The sequence below is a fragment of the Tardiphaga sp. 215_C5_N2_1 genome (assembly GCF_052076055.1).
Classification (GTDB): domain Bacteria; phylum Pseudomonadota; class Alphaproteobacteria; order Rhizobiales; family Xanthobacteraceae; genus Tardiphaga; species Tardiphaga robiniae.
This window is the reverse complement of the sequence record NZ_CP197240.1, coordinates 4,182,528-4,207,089: the sequence shown is the minus strand read 5'-3', so window position 1 is coordinate 4,207,089 and position 24,562 is coordinate 4,182,528. Positions and strand designations below refer to the sequence as shown.

Below are 24,562 nucleotides of genomic sequence, written 5' to 3'. Positions count from 1 at the left end.
CATGGCCGACGTAATGATTTCAGCCCTGCCGGCCGAACGGCGGGCCGGCACGGACGTGGCCTTTGCATTCGGCATCGTCACCATTCTGGTGATGCTGGTGCTGCCGGTTCCGACGATCCTGATCGACCTCGGCCTGGCCTTCTCGATCGCGTTGTCCGCGCTGATCCTAATGGTGTCGCTGTGGATTCAGCGGCCGCTGGATTTCTCGGCATTTCCGACCGTGCTACTGATCGCGACCATCCTGCGTTTGGCGCTCAACGTCGCGACCACACGCGTGATCCTGTCGCATGGCGGTGAGGGAGAACACGCCGCCGGCTATGTCGTCGCCGGCTTCGCCAAATTCGTGATGGGCGGTGATTTCGTCATCGGTCTGATCATCTTTGCAATTCTCGTTACCGTGAATTTCGTAGTGATCACCAAGGGTGCGACGCGTATCGCCGAAGTCGGTGCTCGTTTTTCGCTTGACGCCATTCCGGGCAAGCAAATGGCGATCGACGCCGACCTGTCGGCGGGTCTGATCGATGACAAGGAAGCGCAGCGCCGGCGCCACGAGCTGGAGGAGGAGAGTTCGTTCTTCGGCGCCATGGATGGTGCCTCGAAATTCGTGCGCGGCGACGCCATTGCCGGCCTAATCATCACTGCCATCAACATCTTTGGTGGCATCATCATCGGCGTCACTCATCATGGCATGGAACTGTCACGCGCCGCTGACGTCTTCACCAAGCTCTCCGTTGGTGACGGCCTGGTCTCGCAGATCCCCGCGCTGATCGTGTCGCTCTCGGCCGGTCTGCTCGTCTCCAAGGGCGGCACCCGCGGCTCTGCCGAGCAGATGGTGCTGAAGCAGCTCGGAAAGTATCCGCGCGCCCAGTCAGTTGCCGCGATGATGATGTTTGCGCTCGGTCTGCTCCCCGGCCTGCCATTCCTGCCCTTCGCGCTGCTTGGCAGCGCCATGGCCTTCATGAGCTTTACGCTCCCGCGCCAGCAGGCCGCCCGCGCGAAGGTGGAACAGGCGCGCATCGCGCAGGTTCAGGAAAAGGTGCAGATCGAGAACAGGGATTCCGTCAAGGAATTGCTCAAGACCTCCGATGTCGAGCTCTGCGTCGGTAGCCAGCTTGCGATCCAGATGCTGAATGCCCATGGGGAATTGGCGCATCGCGTCGCCAAGGTTCGGCGGCGTTTCGCTGCCCAATATGGCTTCGTCATTCCCGAGATCAAGCTGACCGACGACCTCTCCATCGGGCCGAAGTCATATCGTATCAAGATCTACGGCACCGTCGTGGCCCATCACGAATTGCGCATTGGCGAGTCCCTCGTGTTGTTTGACGGCGATAGGAAGCCCGATGTTCCGGGCGACGAGACGATCGAGCCCGCTTTCGGCATGAAGGCGATGTGGGTTCCGGAGACTTTCATCGACGAAGTCAAACAGGATGGCTTCAAGATCGCGGACAATATCTCGGTGCTGCTCACGCATCTCAGCGAGGTCGTCCGCAACAATCTGGCCCAGCTCCTTACCTACAAGGACACCCGCGCACTGATCGATCGGCTCGATCCCGAATACAAGCGGTTGATCGAGGATATGGTGCCATCGCAGATTTCCTATTCAGGGCTGCAGGCGGTGTTCAAGCTTCTGCTGGCAGAGCGTATCTCGATCCGCAATCTGCACCTCATTCTGGAAGCCATCGCCGAGATCGCGCCGCATGTGCGTCGGTCCGAGCATGTGGCCGAGCACGTACGGATGCGTATTGCGCAGCAGATCTGCGGCGATTTCGCCGACAACGGCGTGCTCAAGGTGCTCCGCCTTGGCAATCGCTGGGACCTCGCCTTTCATCAAAGCATCAAGCGCGACGGCAAGGGTGAGATCGTGGAATTCGACGCCGATCCGCGGCTGGTCGAGCAATTTGCGGATGACGTGTCGGTTGCAGTTCGTAAGGCGGCCGCGAATGGCGATACCGCGGTGCTGGTCGCGCCGCCTGACGTCCGTCCTTATGTGCGCATGATCACCGAACGTATGTTCCCCACGCTGCCGGTGCTGTCGCATGTGGAGATTGCGCGGGGGGCCGAGGTGATGTCGCTCGGAGCCGTGTCTTGATCGCAAGCAGCTCCGCCTCCATCCTGGCCACGTTCCTGATCTTTTGCCGCATCGGAACTTGCATGATGGTGGCGCCGGGCTATTCCCGCGTCAATATCCCGACACAGATCCGGTTGTTCCTCGCCATCAGCGTCACCTTGATGCTCACACCTCTGCTGGAGTCTACGGTCCGGCCTGCTGTGGAAGCGGCAACGGCGCCGGACCTCCTCCGCTTGATCATGTCCGAGCTGATGGTGGGCCTTGTCATCGGACTCACTGCACGCATGTTCTTCGCGGCGCTGGAAACGATGGCTACATTCGTCGCGTCGGGGATCGGTCTGACCCTCCCTGGTGTCGCCGACGATGGCGAGCATGTGCCGGCGCTGGTGCCGCTGATCACGCTGACTGCGACGGTGGTCTTCTTTGTAACCGACCAGCATTGGGAATTGTTGCGCGGCCTGGTCGGGTCCTATCAGATCTGGTTGCCGGCAACCGGGATCAGCGCCGAGGGCGGGTTAACGCAACTCGTAGATCATCTCTCCATGGCCTTTACGCTGGCGCTCCGGGTCGCCAGTCCCTTCGTCGTCTATGCTGTCATCGTCAATTTCGCGGTTGGTCTCGCCAATAAACTGACGCCAAGCATTCCCGTCTACTTTATCTCGATTCCCTTTGTACTCACTGGCGGTCTGCTGCTGCTCTATCTCACGGGCCGCGAAATGATGCTGCAATTCAGCATCGCTTTCGCATCCTGGCTGTCCGGGTGACGAACCATGCAGAAGCGCGACCACAAGATCCGCCGTATCGCCGCCGTGCAGGCAAGGCTGCACCGGATTGCCGAGTGGCAGCTGATGGAATGCCAGGCACGGGAGAACCAGCTCGAGGAGAAGCAGCGCCTCATTCTGGAAGGGTTCAATGATGAGAGCAAGCTTCCGGATTTGGCCGTGCAGACCGCCAGCCAAAGTCTGCGCGCCGCTAGCATCGAGCAAGGCGTCGTAGCCAAGACCAGGGAAAGACTGGCGGCGCACGCGCGCGACGAAGGCCGCAAGCTGAAACATGCGCTGAAGATGGTGAAGTCGGCGGTCGGGCGCACGGTTCGGGCCGACGAAAAGCGGGTTCTGGACGACGAAATCGACAAGGCCGCACGGCGGTCGATCGAGGGAGCATAGACCGATGGGAATTCTGACAGTTGCGCAGGGTATGTCATGACAGTCGCCCCGGTATCTAATGATCTGATCGCGGATGTCATGAAGGCGGCCGATCCGGCCGCCCAGCGCGTAGCGGCGACCAGGCTCGAGCGGATGGCGCCGGCAGACAAAGCGAATTTTGCATCCGCGATCGCCGAAGAGTTCGCTGCGGGCCAGACGGCGCAGAGCGCGACGGCTGTACCGATCAGCGGCGGAGAGGTCGCGACGACGCCGATCATCCGGAAGGCAGAAGGAAGCAATCCGACTTATCGCAAGTTCGAAGCCTTCGTGCTGCAGATGTTCGTGGAAACGATGCTGCCGAAGGACGCCGAGGACGTATTCGGCAAGGGTACTGCCGGCAATATCTGGCGTTCGATGCTCGCCGAGCAGATCGGCAATGAAATGGCCAAGGGCAACGGCGTCGGCATCGCCAAGCAACTGGCCAAATCGCGCCCGACATCGGCTCCAACTTCCGAAGGCTAACGGCCGAATCCGGCCATGACAGTAGAGATCGACATGGAACAGATCGAACAGCAGACCTCAATCATCCCCGTCGAAGCGCAGGCTCTGGCCCTGCCTGAGAATGACCTTCCTGAATCGGCGGCACAGGAAGCCCCGATTTTCGGCGAGGCGGACGATGTGCCTGGCCAATGGCTCGGCACCCAAAGCAGCGCGCTGAGCGCGATCGATCGGCTGAAAGCGACCATCGACGAGGAGACGGAGAAGCTTGAGGTTCGCGCGGTAGTGGATTTCGACGGCTTCAGCCAGCGCAAGAACCGTGGCCTGCTCGAACTGACTCGGGCAATGCGGCTGACTCAGGACATCAAGAATGATCCGCGCGTCACGCCGCAACTCACACTGTTGCGTGCGAGCCTGATCCGTAATCAAGCTGCGTTGCAGATCCATCTCGATGCAGTGCGTGAGGTCTCGGCCATCATCGCGCGTTCGATCCAGGAGGTTGAATCGGACGGCACCTACTCACTGGCGATCGCAGGCAAGCGCAAATGATGAAGCTGCTGATCACGGGCATTTGGGCCTGCCTCGTCACTGTGGGTACCAGTTTCGGGATCTCCTACTGGAAGGAGACTGCGGCTGCATTGCCCGCGAAGCAGGACCAACCTGAAGGTCTGGTCTATGAAAAGGTCAAGGTGATCAATGTGCCGATGATCGCCGACGGCAGCGTTCAGGGCTATATCGTCACCCAGCTCGTCTTCACTGCTAACGCCAAAGTCCTGCGTCAGCTTCCGGTGCCGCCGGAGCCGTTCGTCGTCGATGAAGCATTCCGTATGATCTATGGCGACCAGAAGCTCGATTTCAAGAATCTCGGTCGTTACGACCTCACACAATTCGCGCAGACGGTGCGCGCGCAGGTCAACAAGCGTCTGCAGACGGAGGCGCTGCAGGAAGTCCTGGTGCAGGATTTCAATTATGTGTCGAAGGATCAGATTCGCCGCTGAGACTACAACGGGTGGTCATCGCTGTGGTACGGTGACGCTCGATGATCTAGCGTGGTGGATGTGTGGTACTTCGCGTTGCGCGAGAATCTCTGTGTCTTGCACAGCAGTTCGAGGAGGCGGTGGACGCCAACGCCGTGGTCGGCGTCCTCTTGCGCGTAAGGCGTGAGCCTTAGTTCGCCTTTGAAACAGGCGCTTCGTTAGCGGGACGAGACTTCAGATCGTCCAATCGGTAACCCATATAACGCTTCGATTCGATCGGGTCGAAGCCGAGATGATCGCGTAGCTTCTTGCGCAGCTTGCTCACATGGCTCTCGATCACATTCTCATCGAAGCTCGCATCGAACAGACCGTAGATAGCGTTGAAGAGCTGGGTCTTCGTCAGCCATTTGCCCTGATGCCCGACCAGGTGTTCGAGAATGCGTAGTTCGCGTCGTGGCAGAATCAAAGTGCGACCGGCAACCTCCGGGTCGCGGCCATCGAGAAAGACACGAATTACGCTCGTTTGTGCCGGTTCATGCTGATCGATGGTGCGGCGGCGAATAACTGCCGTTCGTGCCATGATCTCGCGGACGTGGACCGGTGCGTGAACGACGTCATCGACGCCAGCTTCGAATAACTCAATGGTCTGCTTGAGGTGCTTCAGGCTGTTGAGCGCAATAATCGGCGCTCGTGACCTGTTGCGGATACTGGATGGGATGCTCGTCCGATCCGGACAATCGCCCAGCAGAAAGGCCCGAATGACAGTTAAATCATTACCAACGGCACATTCCAGCCAATCGCGAAAGTCTGTAGAAGTGAAGCCAATCGATACAACCCCTTCGCGATCAAACCCGGCCGCATAGCCTTGTGTGACGCCCTCTCGGTCATCGATTACAACAAACATTTTAATCCCCTGCGTGTTCGCCTTGATATCGTTATGGGGTCGAATTAGGCGCACTCGCCCCATTTTTGTCTTGAAGACGCAACACAACAGTTACTTGAGCGGATGGATGGGCCTTTGAACGATTCGCTGACTTGCAAATGGGAGGCCCGGTCGCTTTTTACGGGATACCCAATGCTTTGATGCGGTCAGCTCACATTCTCCGGCTTGCATTCATCCGTAGTTTCAGAGAGCTCCCTCTCGCTATGTGAACACGACATGACATCTCATGGTCGTGCACGGTCGGTGGCAGAACCGAACCAGCGCTAATGTCAAAACGGGGGAAGTGGTCGATCGCGTGCCGTATCGTCGATATCTGGCGCTTTGATCGGCTGAACTTGCCCGAGTTGTCACACACGCGAATCGGCATACTAGTCATCAAGATGATACCGCATCATCAAGTAGTCGAGGTGCACAAATTTGCAAAGAGTCGTGCATGCAAACCATGCAGTTGAAGCAAACTAACAAGTGGATAATTCATGAAGGGCGACGATTTAGTCGGATCCTTTTTGCATCGAACTATCTCACAGCGCGTCGTCACAGATGCAATCGCGACTTCACCGGTTTGAACCAGTGCAGTACCACACGGCAAAACGCATTGATTGTCGTGCGCGGGCATATGGAGCGAGAGTCTGCTCGTCATGTGCGGGGCAGCAACATGCGATTGCGTGGGTCCGATATCAGTCGGCATCGGCCAATACTGATATCCGCTCTCAAGAGCGTGCCATATAGGGCGCTCGGATCGCTCGATACGAATCCGAAGTTGCCGATCTTGTCGGCGTCGTCCTTGGTAGTCATCCAGCGTGTCACGAGCATCCTGCCTGTGCGTGGCCGTTAGTATCGATCAGTCAGATCGAGGCATCAATTCAGCGACCTGAAAGGATGACGCCTCTGCTGGTTAGAACCTGCCAGCGGTTGTTTTCGTTCTTGATTTCCTGGATCCGCCCGAGAGCAGGGACATCCTGCCCCGGCACGACTTCAATCACGCCGGTTTTCCCCTCGAGCACTGCGACGCCATCATAGGCGCGGCGCACGTGCCAGCCGGGAATAACTTCGCGTGACGTACTTGCTGGCCGTTGCGCCTGAGGCTGCACCGTGCCGGTGATATCGGCAGTATTCGCCAGCGTGGCTGCGACCTGTACCGCTTGTGCTTTCTCATCGGCAATGCGTGCAAATTTCGCAGCCAGAGCGGTTTGTTCGCGGTCGGCGCGATCTTGTGCGCGGCTTGCCTGTTCGGCGGCCTGCGTACGGGCAGCTTCAGCGGCAGCGCGACTGCTCGCCACATCGCCGGTCATCTCCGCAACTTGCCGTCGTAGCTGCGCGACGGAATCGCGAATGCTGCGAAGATCCGCATCAGATACGGCTGAAGATGTCATCGGCCGCAGGAGCAGATAGGCAATCGCGCCAGCGGAAACGAGCGTTGACAGGCCGACGACCATCGCCAGGGAGAAGAATGGAGCTTTCCATGCCGGCGATTGTAACGGTCTTGCGACAATACGGGCGGGCGGCACAGTGAAGCGCACCTTTGCCTTGATCGGCTCTTCCCGGGTGGAAATGCGAGCGCGTTGCATATTTGCCCGCGCCTCGCTGGCGAGAAGTTCGTCGATCGCGGCGGCAGCAGCGATGTGAGGTTTTGGCGTGGAGTGTGAATTCGGTAATTGCTCACGAAACATGCTGCCGTTTTCCACAGCGGTCGACTGTGAATCCGACGGTTTCTTGGACATCGTCATGCTGATCTTTGCATTGGTCATGACTGTCTGCAGTGGCAATCAAATCGTAAGAGCGGCGTAACAAGCGAAGCTTGCGCGAAGCCGTCGAGATAGATGTATGGGCCAACGATCAACCGACGGTCGATCTCCGTCGTACGACGATGCAGATCGTTTGAACGATGATCGGGGGCTGTCCGCACCGACATATCATGCACAAGAGCGCATAGGAGTTGTGTAGTTATTGGTGTGGTCTTCGTGTGGTCACGAGCGGCTAGCCGGTCATCTCACGACCGTCACGGAGCAGCAATTTGATCGAGGAATGGAGAATTGCGCACGCACGATCAATGAGATGCGAGACAATCAAATTAAAGTCGACCCAAAGAATATTGAAATTGATTCGTAAAAATATAGATGAGTCGAGCTGCCTCGCTCCAAAGACTATCAGATCGAATCGGTAAATCCGCGCATTGAGTTAAATGCCGTAAATCTTGATAATAGATCGATAGGGGCTATTCATCGGTTGATGAAGTGGCGTTTTAAGAAACCGACACTATTGCCGTGGCCATGGATATCGATCTCAAAAGCCTTCGCGATTACGTGAAATTGTTGAAAGCCGAGCGGCAGGATTCGCCGATCGGCAAGATCAAATCTGGCGCGACTGAAATTATTCGAAAGAACCTTCGGGAACTGGAACGGATGCACCGTGAAGACGGCGCGACGTGGACCGAGATCGCTGCGGGCCTTGCTGCGCAGGGCGTTACCCAGGGTGATGGTCAGCCCATCACTGGCCGTCGCCTCACAGCTCTGATGCATAATATCAGGGTGCAGGAAGAACGGAGTCTCGCCCGGGGGAAGGCGTTCGTTGATGCGCCTGACGAGGAACCGCCCGAGCCACGAGGCAGTGGCGACTGACGCGTCGTTGCGGATTATCAATTAGATCCATTCAAAATGACGCGTCTTGTTGACGGCGTTCTGCCACGAATGTCGTTGCAGTGGATCGAGTTGAAAGAGGACCGGCATGGTGCTCCCGCCCCATTGCGGCATGGGCTCTGCCTTTGGCGTTCGCTCGACGCTGATTATCTTGTGCGGCGCCGGTCCTTCAGCTCCGACCGTTCGGACGGTCATCTGACGTGCCGACGCTCGGCCTTGTCCACCCTGATATGTAATCAGTTTCATGACCAACCAGGTATGGATCCAGTCCGCCGCGCGCTCAGGATGTCATGCTTCATCATGTCCTGTAGAGGATGTGGCTACAGCGCGTGGTGCGCCCAGTTGACGACATGGAATATGGATGGTGGCGCGCGGGTCGCTCATCGACTGATCCTGCAGCGTCAACGGTCGCCGGGCGCGGAAAGTGAAAATGGGAATGCCCGGCGATCTTCAACAGGTTGAGCAGCGGTCCCCGCCGAGTGTTGTAGAAGCTGCAGCCGGTGCAGCAAGCGGACAACCGGTGTCCGATCGCAGGTAGCTCTGGGAGAGGCCAAAAGGCGCCTTGAGGTCAGCTCGCCAAAAGCTCTTGCAAGCTGGGCATGTTGCAGCCTTCTTCGCCCTCGTCAGACGCGCTTTTTTGTTGCATTCATGCCGTGTCGCGCATCAATCCTTGATGGTGATACCCGTTCTGTTGCAACTCCTGTGAACTGGCCTCGTCTGTTAAGGAATCCCATCGGTGAGTACGACGGCTGAAAGCCCAAATAGGACGAGACCGAAAATCCTCGAATTGGGCTCCTGGCACTACTGTAAGGACGTCTATCCCGAAGAGACGGATGTGCTTTGGACGGGGGAACGTCCGATCCCTCGCGGGCGAGCGGCTAAAGGCTTCGCCGACTGCACGCCCTGGCGATTCATCAAGGCAATGCGTGAGGCGCGACGCGGGAAATACGACCTGATCATCGTCTATATGCCACTACGCCCGGCGTGGCATCCGCGCTACTGGCTACGCGCTTTCTTCCGGCAACCGCTTCGTCCGCTCTCCGCGATGACAAGAGTGTTCGGCGTCTCCTGGCTACGATTCGTGAAGCTTCCCGTGCCGGTCGCCGTTCTGGATATGAACGATGCCTTCATCGTCGGCTCGCATAACTTCTTTCTGCTCGACAAGGCTGCCGCGGCTTTCAAGCGCGAGCTTCCCGTCGATCGGTGGCATATTCTCTGCCACTCGGCCCATCCGGCGCTTCCGACGCGACGCATACGGCGCAATCGGCGCTGGAACGAACGTCTGGCGAAGATACGCCCCATTTCGCTTCCTGCAGCAAGGATCGATACCGATGGCGAACATCCGGAAAAGATATCTGACGTGTTTTTCGTTGGCGAAGTCGCGGAAAATTCGTGGGTGCGCCGTGTCGGTCTTTCAGAGCTCGAGGCGTTGAGAAGCAAGGGCCTCAAGATCGATATTCCGCATGAGAGGCTACCGCATGACGAATTCCTGCGGCGGCTTTCGAGCGCATGGCTGGCATGGTCACCGTCGGGCTATAGCTGGGAGTGCTATCGAACCGCAGAGGCAGCGCAATGCCTGACCGTGCCGGTTCTCAACTATCCGACGGTCGAGCGTCACGCGCCCGTCCGAGAACACGAGCATGTCCTGTTGTACGATGTAACCCCGGGCAGTCTGTCGTCCGCGGTCGAGCGCGGACTGAGCGACAAACCGCGCCTGCGCCAGATGGCACTGGATCTGCGCGAGCATGTTCGCAAATATCATCTGCAGGACGCGATGGTCGATTATGTCATCGGCGAGACGCTGCGTGCTGATGGTCGAACGGCTTAACGGAAGCAAGGCTCTGAGGCGCAATCCCGTTGGGCTTGACCCCGCCGCACATGCCGCCTAGCGCGGTGCGGCAAGATCTGGCGCACCCGACACGATTCGAACGTGTGACCTTTGCCTTCGGAGGGCAACGCTCTATCCAGCTGAGCTACGGGTGCTTCGAGGGTCCATTTAGCCGATTGGCCGGGCGGCGGCAACGGCTGGCCGGGGCGGGATTCGGCGAAAATGACCCGGCTGGAGGGCGCGTTGCCCTCTTTCAGGCGACGGTCACGCGTTCGAAGCGCGCCGGGGATGCGCAGAAGCGCTCGCGCCGCTGGTGTGACGGGTCTTTCGCGCGGGCGAGGGGGCCAGATTGCGCCCCGTGATTGTCCCGGAACCTCGCCCATTTGCTCGATCACGCTGTGTTTGGCAGCGGGATGTCGTCCGATCGCGAATACTGAACCTAGACCAAGAGCTGAGTGACATAACTCCGGCTACCCAGGCGCCGTTCTGCGAACTGACCCAGGCGCCGGCCGTTCCCATGTCGAACAGTGGAGGATGTCCTATGAATCCCAACCAGGCTCTTTGGGAGAAAGGCGATTTCACCCGTATCGCTGAGACGATGCGTGCCAGCGGCGAAGCGCTTGTCGCGTCGATTGGGATCACGCGCGGAAGTGATGTGCTGGATCTTGGATGCGGAGACGGCACGACAGCGCTTCCAGCAGCAAAAGCCGGGGCAAACGTCACAGGTGTCGATATTGCGCGCAATCTGGTGGACGCCGGCAACAAGCGCGCGAAGGCGGAAGGGCTTACGTGTCGTTTTCAGGAAGGCGATGCGTCGAATCTAAAAGATATCAAAGACGACAGTTTCGATGTTGTCGTTAGCATCTTCGGCGCGATGTTCGCGCCCCGGCCATTGGATGTCGCCAGGGAAATGGTTCGCGTCACGCGGCCAGGCGGCCGGATTGTGATGGGAAACTGGATCCCGAACGATCCCACTCTGGTGGCGCAGATCCTCAAGATCAGCTCGTCCTATTCGCCTCCTCCGCCGGAAGGGTTCGTAAGTCCCATGACCTGGGGTCTCGAGGACAATGTTGTCGAGCGCTTCACGTTGGCCGGCATTCCGAAGCCAAATATATCATTCGCTCGTGACTCCTACGAATTCAACTTTGCCGGACCGCCGGCAAAGTTCGTCGATCAGTTCAAGGCCTATTACGGTCCGACCATGAATGCCTTCGATGCGGCTGAAAAAGACGGTCGCGCCGACACCTTGAAGGGAGAGCTTGTAAAGCTGTTCGAGAGTCAGAACAGAAGCTCCGATCCTGCGACGACATCGGTGAAGGCGACGTTCCTGCGCGTCACCGTCCGCAAACCGTGACATGACTGCGAGCGAGTTGCTGCACAGCCAATTTGACATGGGGTTGTGCAGCAGGCGGGCAATCCCCACCATGTTTGCTCTGCAGCATGTGGAAGTACACTTGACATGGATCGCGAAACGATCACGTTGGCCTCAATCACGTGAACGCCGGCCCAAAATGGCGTCACGATATCAGGGAGGAACCAATGTTCACAAGACGCGGTGTTCTGCTCTCTTCAATCGCGGGAGCGGTCGTGCTCAGCAACAGACTTGCGGTTGGCAAAGCCGCGCAGCCGGCGACGCCGGTGAATTTCCAGGTGCCCGCGGACGCCTGCGACTGTCACACCCATATTCATGGCGATCCCGAAAAATTCCCGTTCTTTGCAGGCCGCGTCTATACGCCGGAACTGGCGTCGCCGGAGGAAATGGCGGCGCTGCACAAGGCACTCGGCGTCAAGCGCGTGGTGATCGTCACGCCCAGCATCTACGGCACCGATAATTCGGCGACACTGTTCGGCATAAAGGCGCGCGGCAGCGATGCGCGCGGCGTTGCTGTCATCGATGACAAGACACCGGAGAGCGAGCTCGACGCCATGAAGGCCGCGGGCATTCGCGGCATGCGGATCAATCTTGCGACCAGCGGCGTGAGCGATCCTGCCATCGGCAGGCAGCGTCTTCTGGGCGCGATCGAGCGTATGAAGACGCGCGGCTGGCACATCCAGATGTTCACCAATCTGCCATTGGTATCCGCGATCAAGGAGGTCGTTGCCAGTGCACCGATGCCGCTGGTGTTCGATCATTTCGGCGGTGCGGAAGCCAGGCTCGGACCGGATCAGCCGGGCTTTGCGGACCTGCTCGACCTCGTCAAAACCGGCAAGGCCTATGTGAAGATTTCCGGCGCCTATCGCGCTTCAACGCAAGGGCCGGATTTCCCCGACGTCGCACCTCTGGCGAAGGCGCTGATCGCAGCCAATCCGGAGCGGATCATCTGGGGCACCGACTGGCCGCATCCGGATTCGGTGACACCGCCCGGCAAGAAGCCGACCGAGGTCACGCCGCTCTATCAGATCGACGATGGCCGCCTGCTGAACCAGCTCGCTGTGTGGGCGCCCGACGCGGCACTTCGCAAGACAATCCTGGTCGACAACCCGGCGCGGCTTTACGGCTTCTGACCGCTGGCGTCACCTCGCCGCCTTCTTTGTCCCGCGAGAGTTCCGGATCGGCGGAACTCTCGTCTCTGCCAGAGGTTTGCCCCCGACCGCGACGGGCGGTCGAGGGAGCCCCATGCTGTCAAATCTGCAGGTGTTGCGCGGCGTAGCTGCCCTCGGTGTGGTGTTCTTCCACACCGGCTACAAGTTCGCGGGCGATTGGCACACCGAATTCTTCGGGGTCTCCACCTTCTTCGTCATCTCCGGCTTCATCATGTGTTTCATCACCCGTAAGGGTGATGACGATTTTCTCGCCAAGCGCTTGGAGCGGATCGCACCGCTCTATTGGCTGTGCACAGCCGTGCTTCTTGTCGTGATGTTCGGATCTGCGCTGCTTGAGGCAGAGACATGGGCAAAGCCGTTGGATGGCCGTTCGTCCGAGCCGCTCTGGGCCTATGTCGGCCGTAGCCTGATGTTCGCGCCGATCGGTGACAAATATCCGATCCTGAATGTCGGTTGGTCGCTGAACTACGAGGTGTATTTTTATCTGATCTTCGCAGCCGCGCTTGTGATCAGCCGCCGTCTGGCGCCGCTGATCGTTGTCGGATGCCTGGTGGCGTTGAACTATGCCGCGGCCGCCGTCTGCACGGCGGCTGCCTGCCACTATCTGTCCTTCGACTATACGAAGTTCTTCATCGCCGGGATCGCGATCTTCTATGCGTTGCAGGTTTTTGCTCCCGCTGCACCACAACGCTCCATTGTCTGGATCGGCGCCGCACTCGTCACACTCTGCTATGGGTCCCAATTCGTGGGACCGCTATGGGCAAACAGCGTCACGCCGTCGGTCTATATGGCGCTCGCCGCAGCCGCGCCGGTCGTGATTGTCGCCAGTGCGCTGTTTGTCGAATATGCCGGCGGTGCCATAACCTGGCAGCCGCTTATTCTGATCGGCAATGCGTCCTACGCCATCTATCTCACGCATCCGATCGTTTTCGACGTCATGAAAACAGGGAATGAGCGATGGCTTCAGCTGCCGACGCCCGAAGCATCGACAATGATGATGCTGTGTTATGTCGCCATAGCCGGCGGCGCGGGCATCATCGTGCATCTCACAATTGAAAACCCACTGCTTCGCGTGATCAGGCGCAGGCGGCAACCGGGCATCAAAACACTCGTGTCAGGCAGTGGGCTTGATGCTGTGGGTCGACAGCATCAAGCCGCATAGGTTCTGCCTCAGCTCCGGATCATATTGATCGAGACGTCGCGGATCTGACCCTTGGAGCTGATCGAGACCAGCTGCTTGTTGCCCTTGGTCGTCAGCGTCAGGTTGGCGGCGAAGCCGGCGGCCTCGACGAAGACATCGATCTGGCCACCGCCGGCGCTGCCCTGCAGATTGCCGAAGATATTGCGGCTGGCTTCGCCCCAGGTGCCGGTCACCTGATTACCCTGGCTCTTCACATCGCTGCTGAGTTCGAACTTGTAGCTGTCGCTGGCGCAGCGGAGGGACTGTTTCAGCGCGGTACCGCCGACGACGTTGTAGGTGGCGCGGCAGCGAATTTGTTCGGAGGAGCCATCCGACAGCGACACGGTGCCGCTGCCGCTCCACGATCCGTCAAAGCCGGCAAAAGGGCTCGCCGACTGGGCATGGCTCGCCGTCGCCGACAGCATCAGGATTGCGCCGACAGTGGCGGCCTTGAGGGTGTGTCCGATCAGATTTGCGCTGAATGAGGTCATGGTGATGGCTTTCTGTGTCTGGGGATATCGGAGGGGAGCGGTGCGATCAGGCGCGACGCGTGAGCGTCAGATAGGCGAATTTCGCGGTCGCCGGATCTGGGGCGATCTGCGCACCGTTGTAGGAAAAGGTGCCGATACCCGGCAGGTCGTTCATCGCGGTGCCGGAGAATGACGGGCCGGCAAAGGCGAACGAGAAGGCGACGATGAAACCGATGATGCGCATCTGACTGTCCCTGTTGGGCGGCGCTGTGTGCCGCTTCGTTGGACAGATGGATAACCATGCCCGGTTTCAGGCGGTCTGCGTCGAGGCTGATAATGGTTTCGTCGGGGGATTGTTTTGTTTCGCCGCGCGCCTTGCCACGAAACACAAAAAGGCCGAGGCAGCGGTGCCGCCCCGGCCTCGATTGGGTTCAACCCGAGTGGATCAGGTGTTAGTCGACCGTCTGGATCACGTTGGAAATCGGGCGCGCATTGCTGGTTTTCACCGGCTGCAGTTCGGCGGCGATGGCGGCGTCGTAGCTTGCGATGGTCGGCAGCGTGTCCTTGGCGCGGATATGCACGATCTTGTAGCCGCCGGCCTTGAGCTGGGCGAGCAGGTCCGGCACGGCAGCCGCAGACCACTTGTGCAGGTCGTGCATCAGGATGATGCCCTTGCCCTTCTTTTTCAGCTTTTCCATCACCGAAGCGACGAGCTTGCCGGCATTGTGGATGCGGAAATCCTCGGAATCGATGTCGATGGAGAAGGCGGCGATGTTGCGTTCGGCGAGATAGGCCTTCAGCTCCGCATTCTGGCGCAGCTGCGGGAAACGGAAGAAGGGTGACAGCGGCTGGCCGGCCATCAGCGTGATGGCGCTGATGCCGCGCTCGATCTCGTCCTTGGCTTCCTGCGGGGTCTTGGTCGCCAGATTCTGGTGCGACCAGGTATGGGTACCGACCGAATGGCCAGCCGCGATCACCTGCTTCAACACCGCAGGATGCCAGGTGGCATGCTTACCAATCGGGAAGAACACGGCCTGAACGCATTGCGCGCTGAGCGCCGCCAGCACGGCGGGCGTCGTCACCGGCCACGGGCCATCATCGAACGTCAGCACGACTTCGCCGGGCTGCAGGAAGTCATAGTCGCGATATTGCGACATACCGAGGCCGGGGCCACCGGTGGTGTCGATCTGTACGGTGCGTGACACGCCAAGCGCGTTCGGATTGTTGCAGACGGGCTTGGCGATGGCCGGGCGTTTTTCCATGGCCGGAGCGGCGGGCATCGGCGTGGCGGCCGGTGCGGCTGCGACAGCCTGCACACGCGGCGGCGGTTCGGTCGGTGCGGCCGAATTCGACTTCGGCGCGCGCGTGTCGATCGAGGCGGTGGTGAGCTCGCCTTTATCCGCTTTCGCGCTGGTCTGAGCGCCGGCGGGCCCGAAGAAATGCCAGGCGCCAGCGCCCGCGGCGACAACCGCCGTGAAAGAACCTGCAACGATCAAAAAAGGAAGCTTACGCATAATCACTCCGGCGCCCGAGGCCCACCTCGTTTCACCATTGAGCGAAATAGTTAATCACGCGTATGCGCGGCGCACTCTCAACGAGAAAATTTGAATTTGTTCAACGCAATGCGCGTTAGGCCGGTACGATGACCTTGCCGATCGGCCATAGCGCGATGCCGGCGAGCTTCAGATGTGCCCAGGCAAAGGGAATGCCGACGATGGTGATCGCCAGGGCCAGCGCCGCCAGGAGATGGCCGATCGCCAGCCACCAGCCGGCCAGCACCAGCCAGATCACATTGCCGATCAGGCCGAACACACCCGTGCCGATGTCGCCGCGGCCGGTGACGGCCTCGCGGTCAACGGCGCGCTGGCCGAACGGCAGCAGCGTATAGGCGGCGATATTGAAGGCGGCGCGGGCCCAGGGCAGGCCGATGATGGTGATGGCCATCACAACGGCCGCGATTAGCCAGCCGACTGCCATTCCCAATCCGCCGAACACGATCCAGAGGATATTCAGAAACAGCGGGACGACGGGCATGGGGGCTCTCTGGTGATGCGTAGCGCGTGGTTTTCAGTCCCTTAACAGATGGGATCTGGTTGCGGGATGACAATGACGGGGAGAGGGCGGTGCCTCAATAGCCCCGGCCGCCGGCGCGGGAATAGGCCGGGCGGGCATCTGCTGCCGGGCGAGCCGATGGTGCGCTGCGCACGTCGCTACTGGTGCGCGCCTGGGGCTGCAGTTCTTCCAGAAAGATCGGCTTGGAGAAATAATAGCCCTGCGCATAGCGGATCTTGGTCGCGGCCTGAAGATAGGCCAGTTCCTCGAAGGTCTCGACGCCTTCCGCGATCACCGTCATGCCCAGCGCCTCGCTGAGCGACTCGATGGCACGGAGGATGCCCTGGCTGCGCGGGCGCTTGTGGATGTCCGTAATGAAGGAGCGGTCGATCTTGATCTCGTCGGCGGTGATATCCGCCAGCGCCGACAGCGACGAATAGCCGACGCCGAAATCGTCGATGGAGATGCCGACGCCAAGCGCGCGGAACATCGGCAGGATGTCGTCCTGGAAATGCGTCTTGGCGACGAATGCGTCTTCGGTCACTTCGACCATGAAGCGCGTTGGGCAGCCGGTCTCCTCGATGGCCCTGGCAAAGGCGCGCATGAATTCCGGGTTGCCAGCCTGTTTGGCGGCGACGTTGATGCTGATACTGGCGGTGGCGCCGAAGGTCTCGTCGATCAGGTCGATCGACTTCATGATCTCGGCGAGCACCAGATGGGTGAGCTCGTCAATCAGGCCGAGTTCGACTGCCAGATTGATGAAGGTGCTGGGTGCCTGGATCACGCCATCGTCGTTACGCAACCGCACCAGGGCCTCGATACCCTTGATCTCCAGGCTGCGGATATCGACCTTCGGCTGAAACGCGCAGCAGAACCGCTTGTCGAGGATCGCCAGCCGCAATGACTGTTCGGTGGCCATGCGCGTCAGAGCCTCGCTCTCCATGCTGGAGTCGAAGAACACCGCAGCGCCCTTGGTCTCATTCTTCACGCGATACATCGCGATATCGGCGTTCTGATGCAGCGCGTCGTAGTTGCGACCGTGTTCGGGATAGAGGCTGACACCGATCGAGGCGGAGGCGAATACTTCGGAGCCGTCGATGAAGAACGGCGCACGCAGCCGCTGCACCAGCAGTTCCAGATATTCGGCGACCTCCTGCTGGCTCTGGATCGGGTTCAGCAGCAGCAGGAATTCGTCACCGGAAATCCGCGACAGCATGTCGGTGCCGCGCAGGTCGAGCGCCAGTCGCTTGGCGAACTGCACCAGCAGCGCATCACCGACGCTGTGACCGTAATAGTCGTTGATGTGCTTGAAATTGTCGATGTCGAGGAAGGCCAGCGCGAAATGTGATGTCTCGCCGGAATGGCCAATGATGTCGCCGACATGTTTCTCGATCACGCGCCGCGTCGGCAGATCGGTCAGCTCGTCGTAATAGGCGCGGCGAAACAGCTCTTCTTCCATCTCCTTCTGCCGGCTCACATCGGTGGCGCTGGACAGTATCACGCTGCGGTCACCGATACGCACCGGGCGATGCGTGGTCAGGAACACGCGCCGGTCGCGTTCGGAATTGACGCGTTCTTCGAACACCGCGGAGCGGCCGGACTGCAGCAGGTCGAGTGCAGTCATGCGTCGATGCGTCAGTGCCTGTACCAGAAAATCCGACTGCGGATCGGGTCTGTTGAACTGGTCTGCCGATGCATTGAACTGGATTGCCGCGGCGTCATTTACCAGCAGAAAGTCGCCCTGATCGTCTTGCACAGTGACGGAGGCCGGCAGCATGCGTACGATCTCGCGCAGCATCTCCAATTCGCGTGCGGCATCGCTATCCACGAATCCGGTAGCCACCTCGGTGGAAGAGGTTGCGGTCGGGCGGTCGCTGTCCATTGGAGAGGCCGACGAGCCTGGGGCGGATGCGTTCTGCATGGTGGCCGAGCCTCGCAAAACGCCTTGTCGATTTGGTTAAATCGGTTCGCAAAACGCGGGTAGTTGTGTAAATGCCGCACGATTTGGAGCGGTAGCGGTGCTGACGTCATTAACAAAGCGTCAATGCCGGCGGCGAAAGCGCTAGATTGCTCAATGACGGCCTGCACGATAATTCTCATGATGAGCCTTTGAGCAAAACAATCTGAGTGTCACGCGCCGTGGTCTCAGCATGAAATTCTCCACTCAGTCGCGCTGATCACCGGTCGAGCTCTTGCATTCCGACCCACGCGGTTGTGATCGCTGCGGGATGCAAGATTGGCGGAGAAAAATGCGCTGCATATGCCCGGAAGTTTGAAAGGAACACCTCGTCATCGACCTAAGTCACAGTGCGCACGTCGCTATTTTCCCGGGCCACTCGACAGACTTATGTCATGACACCATCCTCTCGCGATGCCGCAATGGTCGCCCGATGCGAGAGAGACGTCGCCGATGAGTAATCCATCCAAAGCCAATGTTCTCTGGTTCCTGCCGACCCACGGCGATGGACGCTATTTGGCATCGACCCATGGTGCGCGCGACATCGACTTCAAATATCTCCGTCAGATCGCGCAGGCCGCCGATCAGCTGGGCTATTTCGGCGTGCTGCTGCCGACCGGGCGCAGCTGCGAGGATTCATGGGTGGTTGCATCCGCCGTGGCCCCATGGACTGAACAGCTTCGTTATCTCGTAGCTGTTCGGCCGGGCCTGCAATCGCCGAGCGTCGCCGCGCGCATGACCGCAACGCTGGACCGGGTCACGAACGGTCGCCTCCTGATCAATGTCGTTACTGGCGGCGATCCCGTCGAGAACAAGGGAGACGGCATTTTCCTGCCGCATGACGAGCGCTATGCCGTCACCCGCGAATTCCTCAACGTCTATAACGACCTGCTGGCCGGCAAGACCGTCAATGTTCAGGGCAAGCATATCCAGATTGAAGACGGTCGCCTGATCTTCCCGCCGGTGCAGTCGCCGCGCCCGCCGCTGTATTTCGGCGGCTCGTCGGACGCCGGCATCGATGTCGCGGTGGACACCGTCGACAAATATCTCACCTGGGGCGAGCCGCCGGCGCTGGTCGCCGAGAAGGTCGCGCGGGTGAAGGCTGCTGCCGAAAAGCGCGGCCGCAAGCTGTCTTTCGGCATCCGTCTTCATGTGGTCGTGCGCGAGACCAATGAGGCGGCATGGAAGGCCGCCGACGAACTCATTCAATATGTCACCGACGACGTCATTGCCAACGCGCAGAAGACACTGGCCCGGCAGGACTCGGTCGGCCAGCAGCGCATGATGCAGCTGCATGGCGGACGTCGCGACAAGCTCGAGATCAGCCCGAACCTCTGGGCCGGTGTTGGCCTCGTGCGTGGCGGCGCCGGTACAGCGCTGGTCGGCGATGCGCAGACGGTGGCGGCGCGCATCAAGGAATATCAGGACGTCGGCGTCGATACCTTCATCATGTCCGGCTATCCGCATCTCGAGGAAGCCTATCGCTTCGCCGAGCTCGTCTTCCCGCTGCTGTCGCTGCAACAGCACGGCAATGTCACATCGCTACGAACGCGCACCGGCCCGGTCGGTGAAATCGTTGCCAATGAGCACCGCGCGCAGAGCGCCTCGTAATCCCAACAGGCACCCCATCATGAGCATTGTTGAAATCCTTCCCCGCGTTCGCAGCTTTCGCTTGCCGCGCATAGATGGCCTGACTCAATGGATCGTGCCACTGGTCATCCTGCTCGTCTGGCAGGCCGCTTGCGTCACGGGTTACGTGCCGGCGCGGGTAATGCCGGCGCCGACCGATGTTGCCTTGGCTGGCTGGAAGCTGCTGATTTCGGGCGAACTCGCCCAGAATATCTGGGTGTCGTTCTGGCGCGCATCTGTCGGTTTCCTGATCGGCGGCAGCATCGGCTTTGCTTTCGGTCTGGCCAACGGTCTGTCTCAGCTCAGCAGCAAGCTCACCGACACGACGCTGCAGATGGTGCGCAACGTGCCGCATCTGGCGCTGATCCCGCTCGTCATCCTGTGGTTCGGCATCGATGAATCGGCCAAGCTGTTCCTGGTCGCGCTTGGCGTATTCTTCCCGATCTATCTCAACACGCTGCACGGCATTCGCACGGTCGATCCGCAGCTGATCGAGATGGGCCGCATTTACGGCATGCGCAACAGCGAACTGTTCCGCCGCGTGATCTTCCCGGGCGCGCTGCCATCGATCTTCGTCGGCGTGCGCTTTGCGCTCGGCATCATGTGGTTGACGTTGATCGTGGCCGAAACAATCGCGGCCTCGTCGGGCCTTGGCTACATGGCGATGCAGGCACGCGAATTCATGCAGATCGACGTCGTGGTGCTCAGCATCCTGATCTATGCGCTGCTGGGTAAGGTCGCCGACAGCGCCTCGCGCGGGCTGGAACGGCTGACATTGTCCTGGCACCCGGCTTTTCAGAAACATTGAGCGAAATTCGGAAGCGAGAATTTGAAATGACCGTGCAACAGTCTCTTCGCCTCAGTCATGCCGATGCACAGGTCATCGATGTGCCCGTCGATTTCGAACAGGCCATCGCCACGCAGGCGCGGCGTCCGTCCGAGCAGAAGTCCCGCGGTCTGTCGCTCACCATCCGCGGTCTCCGCAAATCCTTCGGCAGCAATGAAGTGCTGCGCGGCGTTGATCTGCATATTCCTGCCGGCCAGTTCGTGGCCATTGTCGGCCAGAGCGGCTGTGGCAAGAGCACGCTGCTCCGCCTGATCGCAGGCCTCGACGCGCCGACTGCCGGCACGATCAGCTTTGGTGAGGAAACCCGCGCGGAAGACATCCGCGTGATGTTCCAGGAACCGCGCCTGTTGCCATGGGCCAGCGTGCTCTCGAATGTGGAAGTGGGCCTCGGGACCGACCGGACATCGGCCGATGCCAAGGCACGCGCTGAAAGTGCATTGACGGAAGTCGGCCTCGCCGAGAAGCGCGATCAATGGCCGTCCGTGTTGTCTGGCGGCCAGAAGCAGCGTGTCGCGTTGGCGCGGGCACTGGTCAGCCATCCGCGTGTGCTGGCGCTCGACGAGCCGCTCGGCGCACTCGATGCGCTGACCCGTATTTCGATGCAGCAGTTGCTCGGTCGCGTGTGGCATGACCAGACCTTCACCTCGATTCTCGTGACGCATGACGTGTCCGAGGCCGTGGCGCTGGCGGATCGCGTGCTTGTGATTGAAGACGGCCGCATCGCGCACGATATCAATGTCGATATCGCCCGGCCGCGGCAGCGCGGCTCGGCAGATCTTGCGGCGCTGGAAGGTTCGATCCTGCGCAATCTGCTCGGCCCGGGAGCCGACGCCACTGGCTTGTGAGACTATTGTGACCTGCGAGGCTGCCATGAATTCCGTCGTTCGTAACATCACCGTCGATCGCGAGATTTCCTCTGATCGCGGGGTCTCTTCGCAAGAATTCCGTGGCGCCATGCGAGTGCTGGCCGGCGGCGTCAGCGTCATCACCGTCGGGCGTGGCAAAGACATCACGGGCATGACGGTGACATCGGTCTCGTCGCTGTCGGTCGATCCACCGACGCTGATCGTCAGCGTCAACAGGGAGTCGTCGTCCTGGCCACTGCTGCAGCGCTACGGCGCCTTCGGTGTCAACATTTTGTCGGCTGATCAGCTCGACGTGGCCGAGCGATTTTCGGGCAAGGGCGGATTGAAGGGCGCAGAACGTTTCGTTGGCGCGCAATGGGTGACCCGGGCAACCGGCGTGCCGCTGCTGGCCGGCAGCCTTGCGGCAATCGACTGCGACGTCGAGGAAGTCATCGAGCGCCACTCCCACGCCATCGTCATCGGCCGCGTCCGCGATGTCATCACTTCGGTTCCGCACACCGCGCTGACCTATTGGGACGGGCAATATGTCGCGATCGACCAGAACGAAGACAATCTGAAGCTCGCCGAAGTCAGCGTGCCCAGTATGCGGGCACTGCGCGAAATCTGATCTGTAGATTGTAGGATGGGTTAGCGCAGCGTAACCCACCGCCCGGTGGCGCAATATGCTTTGCTATTGCGCCCTACGCGGGGATTACTTCGTCAGCAATGCAAACGAGCCGTTCCAGTCCGCTGGTGGCGGGGTCTCCTGATAGGCGCGGATGCGCTTCTCATAGAGATCGTAGAGCTTCTCAAGCGCATTCGCGACATCGGAATTGCGGCCGCGCTCGACGGCGTACAATGCGCCGTCCCAGTCGCGACTACGATAGCAAGCCAGCATTTCGATGGTCAGGTTGCGCAGCGTCTGGAAGCGCTCCGAATGCGTCACGTCCTCACGTCCGGCGATGGCGTAGATCACTTCCGGTTCTTTCTTGCCCTTCACCATGATGAAGTCGAGTTCGAGAATGGCGAACTTGTCCTTGACGGCGAGCGCGGTCTTCGAGCCGACGATGATCGGAAAGCCGTATTCCTTTGACTGGCCTTCGAGACGCGAGGCCAGATTGACGCTGTCGCCGAGCACCGAATAGTCGAAGCGCAGATCCGATCCCATATTGCCGACGACGCAGATGCCGGTATTGAGGCCGATGCCGACATTGATCGGGATATAGACGTGGCCGCCGTTCTCGGCCTCGGTCTGGCGCAGTCTGTTCAGCGCGTCGATGCGATCCAGCATGTCGAGCGCGGCGTGGCAGGCATTGATCTGGTGCTGGTTGTCGTCGAGCGGCGCGTTCCAGAACGCCATGACAGCGTCGCCCATATATTTGTCGATGGTGCCCTTGCGATCGAGGATTGCATTGGTCAGCGGCGTCAGAAAGCGGTTCATCAGCGTGGTCAGGCCATGCGGATCGTGCTTGTAGGATTCGGAAATGGTCGTGAAGCCGCGCACGTCGGAGAACATGATGGTCATCTCGCGCTCCTCGCCGCCGAGCACCAGTTTCTCCGGCGACTGGGCGAGCTGAGCCACCAGCGCCGGCGACAAATACTGGCTGAAGGCCGAGCGGATGCGGCGGCGCTGCGCCTGCTCGCGCACGAAATTGCTAAAGATCAGCGTGAGATAGATCAGCGTGGTCGAGAGCAAGGGATAGGTGAAGTCGATCAGCAGGCGGTGCTGCGTGTAGAAATACCAGGATGTACCGGCGAGCAGCGCGGCAAACACGGCGCCCATGATGATAAGGGTGACGGGGCCGAACATCGGGGCGAGCCAGATCACGATAATGCCGAGAATGATCGCAATGCATAGTTCGGCGCCACGCGTATAGGCGGGTTGCGACAGCACGGTCTTCGTGAGCGCACTCTCCAGCACCTGCGCATGAACCTCGACGCCGGGAATCACTGCGTCGAGCGGTGTCGTTTTGGTGTCGAGCAAGCCGACCGCCGAGGTGCCGATCAGCACCAGATGCCGTGCGATCGCCTGAGGTTGCACAGTGCCGTCGAGGACGTCGGCGGCGGAGACATAGATGCTGGGATCGTGCTTGGCGAAATGCACCCACAGCCGTCCTTCACTGTCGGTCGGAATTTCGAAGCCTCCGACGCGGATACTCTTGATGCCGGCGCTATCGGATTTGACGAGGATCGTGTCGGCACCCGAGGCGACGCGCAGCATCTCGAAACTCAGTGAGGGCATCGTCACGCCCTGGGTCAGCATCAGCATTGGCACGCGGCGCACGATCCCGTCGCGTTCGTTACGGATCGAGAACAGGCCTCGGCCTGCGGCAGCTTTCTCCAGCACGTCGACATTGCGTAGCAGTCCCGGGAAATCCACCATAAAACGCTGCGGCTCCCCGCCAAGAGTTGCGAGGCCGGTGGTCGGCAACGCCTTGTCGAGCCCCGGAACCTCATAAGGCAGGCCGGATTCGCCGAGCACCACGCGGGATCGCCTGATGGCGTCGGCGAATACTTGATCGTTACTCGGCAGCGTCTTCAGCCGGGCCCGCAGATCGTCGTCGAGGCCGGCAAAGCTGTCGGCAGCCAGCGCCGGATTCAACCGGTCGGGCTCGGGGAACACGATGTCGAAGGCGATGACGACGGCGCCGAGTTGAGTCAGTCGCGTTACCAGTTGCGCGAGCAGCGTCCGTGGCCATGGAAACTGGCCGTACTTGGCGATGCTCTTCTCGTCGATATCCACGATGGTAACGGGCTTCGCCGTCTTCACCCGCGGCTGGATCACCTGATAGGTATCGAAGACGCGCAGCCGCAATTCCTCGATGGCGGGCGGGTCAGCGATGCGCAGCAGTGCGAGGCCCAGCAGCAAGACAAGACAGAACGCGCGTGCCCAACCGAACCGCTGCGCCAGCCGTCTCACTCGCCGCATGCGCTTCATGGGTG

The 24,562-nt window shown here is 60.1% G+C and carries 22 protein-coding genes, 1 tRNA gene and 1 pseudogene; 15 read left to right on the top strand and 9 right to left on the bottom strand.

The features are described 5' to 3' along the window. The first annotated feature begins 1 nt into the window (after position 1). From flhA to AB7828_RS19945, 6 genes are read left to right on the top strand one after another with little or no spacing between them, the layout of a single operon-like run. A complete protein-coding gene (gene flhA, locus AB7828_RS19970) occupies positions 2 to 2,089 on the top strand; it encodes a flagellar biosynthesis protein FlhA (RefSeq protein ID WP_231078764.1) in 2,088 nt (695 codons plus the stop codon). Then, positions 2,086 to 2,832, top strand: a complete 747-nt coding sequence (gene fliR, locus AB7828_RS19965; protein ID WP_441230992.1) for a flagellar biosynthesis protein FliR — start codon at positions 2,086 to 2,088, stop codon at positions 2,830 to 2,832. Before flhA ends, fliR begins: the two co-directional genes overlap by 4 nt. Positions 2,833 to 2,838: 6 nt before the next feature. Then, positions 2,839 to 3,234, top strand: coding sequence for a hypothetical protein (locus AB7828_RS19960; RefSeq protein ID WP_089263451.1), 396 nt, complete (start codon positions 2,839 to 2,841; stop codon positions 3,232 to 3,234). A gap of 36 nt (positions 3,235 to 3,270) precedes the next feature. Continuing rightward, positions 3,271 to 3,735: a rod-binding protein gene (locus tag AB7828_RS19955; protein ID WP_309941951.1), complete on the top strand. Its 465-nt coding sequence runs from the start codon at positions 3,271 to 3,273 to the stop codon at positions 3,733 to 3,735. Between the two features lie 33 nt (positions 3,736 to 3,768). Then, positions 3,769 to 4,260: a hypothetical protein gene (locus AB7828_RS19950; RefSeq protein WP_441230991.1), complete on the top strand. Its 492-nt coding sequence runs from the start codon at positions 3,769 to 3,771 to the stop codon at positions 4,258 to 4,260. Then, on the top strand, positions 4,257 to 4,709 hold the full coding sequence (locus tag AB7828_RS19945; RefSeq protein WP_089263453.1) for a hypothetical protein: 453 nt from the start codon (positions 4,257 to 4,259) through the stop codon (positions 4,707 to 4,709). The genes AB7828_RS19950 and AB7828_RS19945 overlap by 4 nt, the downstream gene beginning before the upstream one ends. Before the next feature lie 169 nt (positions 4,710 to 4,878). On the opposite strand, the gene AB7828_RS19940 is transcribed toward AB7828_RS19945, so the two are convergent. Together AB7828_RS19940 and AB7828_RS19935 are read right to left on the bottom strand one after the other, a co-directional pair. Beyond that, positions 4,879 to 5,592 (bottom strand): response regulator transcription factor, encoded by a 714-nt coding sequence (locus AB7828_RS19940; RefSeq protein WP_089263454.1) that lies wholly within the window; start codon positions 5,590 to 5,592, stop codon positions 4,879 to 4,881. A gap of 902 nt (positions 5,593 to 6,494) precedes the next feature. Then, positions 6,495 to 7,379 carry a hypothetical protein gene (locus AB7828_RS19935; protein ID WP_441230990.1) on the bottom strand — a complete coding sequence of 295 codons (885 nt, stop codon included), beginning with the start codon at positions 7,377 to 7,379 and terminating at the stop codon, positions 6,495 to 6,497. A gap of 516 nt (positions 7,380 to 7,895) precedes the next feature. Between AB7828_RS19935 and AB7828_RS19930 the strand changes: the two genes are divergently transcribed. Both AB7828_RS19930 and AB7828_RS19925 read left to right on the top strand, forming a co-directional pair. Beyond that, complete coding sequence (locus AB7828_RS19930) at positions 7,896 to 8,249, top strand: hypothetical protein (protein ID WP_441230989.1); 354 nt, start codon at positions 7,896 to 7,898, stop codon at positions 8,247 to 8,249. Between the two features lie 940 nt (positions 8,250 to 9,189). Further along, a complete protein-coding gene (locus AB7828_RS19925; RefSeq protein WP_441230988.1) occupies positions 9,190 to 10,095 on the top strand; it encodes a glycosyltransferase family 1 protein in 906 nt (301 codons plus the stop codon). A 78-nt stretch (positions 10,096 to 10,173) separates the two neighbouring features. Here the strand turns inward: AB7828_RS19925 and AB7828_RS19920 are convergent. Further along, positions 10,174 to 10,250: transfer RNA gene (locus AB7828_RS19920), tRNA-Arg, on the bottom strand. Between the two features lie 203 nt (positions 10,251 to 10,453). Here AB7828_RS19920 and AB7828_RS19915 point away from each other — a divergent pair. The 3 genes from AB7828_RS19915 to AB7828_RS19905 all read left to right on the top strand — a co-directional run bounded on the left by AB7828_RS19915 (position 10,454) and on the right by AB7828_RS19905 (position 13,801). Next, the gene (locus tag AB7828_RS19915) at positions 10,454 to 11,449 is read left to right on the top strand and encodes a class I SAM-dependent methyltransferase (RefSeq protein ID WP_441232282.1); all 996 of its coding nucleotides are present in this window, start codon (positions 10,454 to 10,456) and stop codon (positions 11,447 to 11,449) included. A gap of 185 nt (positions 11,450 to 11,634) precedes the next feature. Then, a complete protein-coding gene (locus AB7828_RS19910) occupies positions 11,635 to 12,600 on the top strand; it encodes an amidohydrolase family protein (protein WP_441230987.1) in 966 nt (321 codons plus the stop codon). Between the two features lie 112 nt (positions 12,601 to 12,712). Then, positions 12,713 to 13,801, top strand: a complete 1,089-nt coding sequence (locus AB7828_RS19905) for an acyltransferase family protein (RefSeq protein WP_441230986.1) — start codon at positions 12,713 to 12,715, stop codon at positions 13,799 to 13,801. A gap of 8 nt (positions 13,802 to 13,809) precedes the next feature. On the opposite strand, the gene AB7828_RS19900 is transcribed toward AB7828_RS19905, so the two are convergent. From AB7828_RS19900 to AB7828_RS19880, 5 genes are all read right to left on the bottom strand, one after another. Then, entirely contained in the window at positions 13,810 to 14,310 is a 501-nt protein-coding gene (locus tag AB7828_RS19900) for a hypothetical protein (RefSeq protein WP_175369198.1), read from the bottom strand. A 46-nt stretch (positions 14,311 to 14,356) separates the two neighbouring features. Beyond that, positions 14,357 to 14,533 (bottom strand): hypothetical protein, encoded by a 177-nt coding sequence (locus AB7828_RS19895; RefSeq protein WP_231078773.1) that lies wholly within the window; start codon positions 14,531 to 14,533, stop codon positions 14,357 to 14,359. Between the two features lie 208 nt (positions 14,534 to 14,741). Further along, the gene (locus AB7828_RS19890; RefSeq protein ID WP_441230985.1) at positions 14,742 to 15,803 is read right to left on the bottom strand and encodes a polysaccharide deacetylase family protein; all 1,062 of its coding nucleotides are present in this window, start codon (positions 15,801 to 15,803) and stop codon (positions 14,742 to 14,744) included. Positions 15,804 to 15,918: 115 nt separating this feature from the next. After that, the gene (locus AB7828_RS19885; protein WP_231078775.1) at positions 15,919 to 16,323 is read right to left on the bottom strand and encodes a YccF domain-containing protein; all 405 of its coding nucleotides are present in this window, start codon (positions 16,321 to 16,323) and stop codon (positions 15,919 to 15,921) included. A gap of 94 nt (positions 16,324 to 16,417) precedes the next feature. Further along, a complete protein-coding gene (locus AB7828_RS19880; protein WP_441232281.1) occupies positions 16,418 to 18,139 on the bottom strand; it encodes a putative bifunctional diguanylate cyclase/phosphodiesterase in 1,722 nt (573 codons plus the stop codon). A 612-nt stretch (positions 18,140 to 18,751) separates the two neighbouring features. Between AB7828_RS19880 and ssuD the strand changes: the two genes are divergently transcribed. The 4 genes and pseudogenes from ssuD to AB7828_RS19860 all read left to right on the top strand — a co-directional run bounded on the left by ssuD (position 18,752) and on the right by AB7828_RS19860 (position 22,247). Beyond that, entirely contained in the window at positions 18,752 to 19,909 is a 1,158-nt protein-coding gene (ssuD, locus tag AB7828_RS19875) for an FMNH2-dependent alkanesulfonate monooxygenase (protein ID WP_441230984.1), read from the top strand. A 19-nt stretch (positions 19,910 to 19,928) separates the two neighbouring features. Next, positions 19,929 to 20,735 (top strand): ABC transporter permease subunit, encoded by an 807-nt coding sequence (locus AB7828_RS19870; protein ID WP_441230983.1) that lies wholly within the window; start codon positions 19,929 to 19,931, stop codon positions 20,733 to 20,735. Positions 20,736 to 20,974: 239 nt separating this feature from the next. Further along, a pseudogene (locus tag AB7828_RS19865) lies at positions 20,975 to 21,619 on the top strand (ATP-binding cassette domain-containing protein); the annotation flags it as partial. A gap of 25 nt (positions 21,620 to 21,644) precedes the next feature. Continuing rightward, positions 21,645 to 22,247, top strand: a complete 603-nt coding sequence (locus tag AB7828_RS19860; RefSeq protein ID WP_439074332.1) for a flavin reductase family protein — start codon at positions 21,645 to 21,647, stop codon at positions 22,245 to 22,247. Positions 22,248 to 22,331: 84 nt separating this feature from the next. Here the strand turns inward: AB7828_RS19860 and AB7828_RS19855 are convergent, their stop codons facing one another. Further along, positions 22,332 to 24,557, bottom strand: a complete 2,226-nt coding sequence (locus AB7828_RS19855) for a CHASE2 domain-containing protein (protein ID WP_441230982.1) — start codon at positions 24,555 to 24,557, stop codon at positions 22,332 to 22,334. Positions 24,558 to 24,562: the final 5 nt, after the last annotated feature.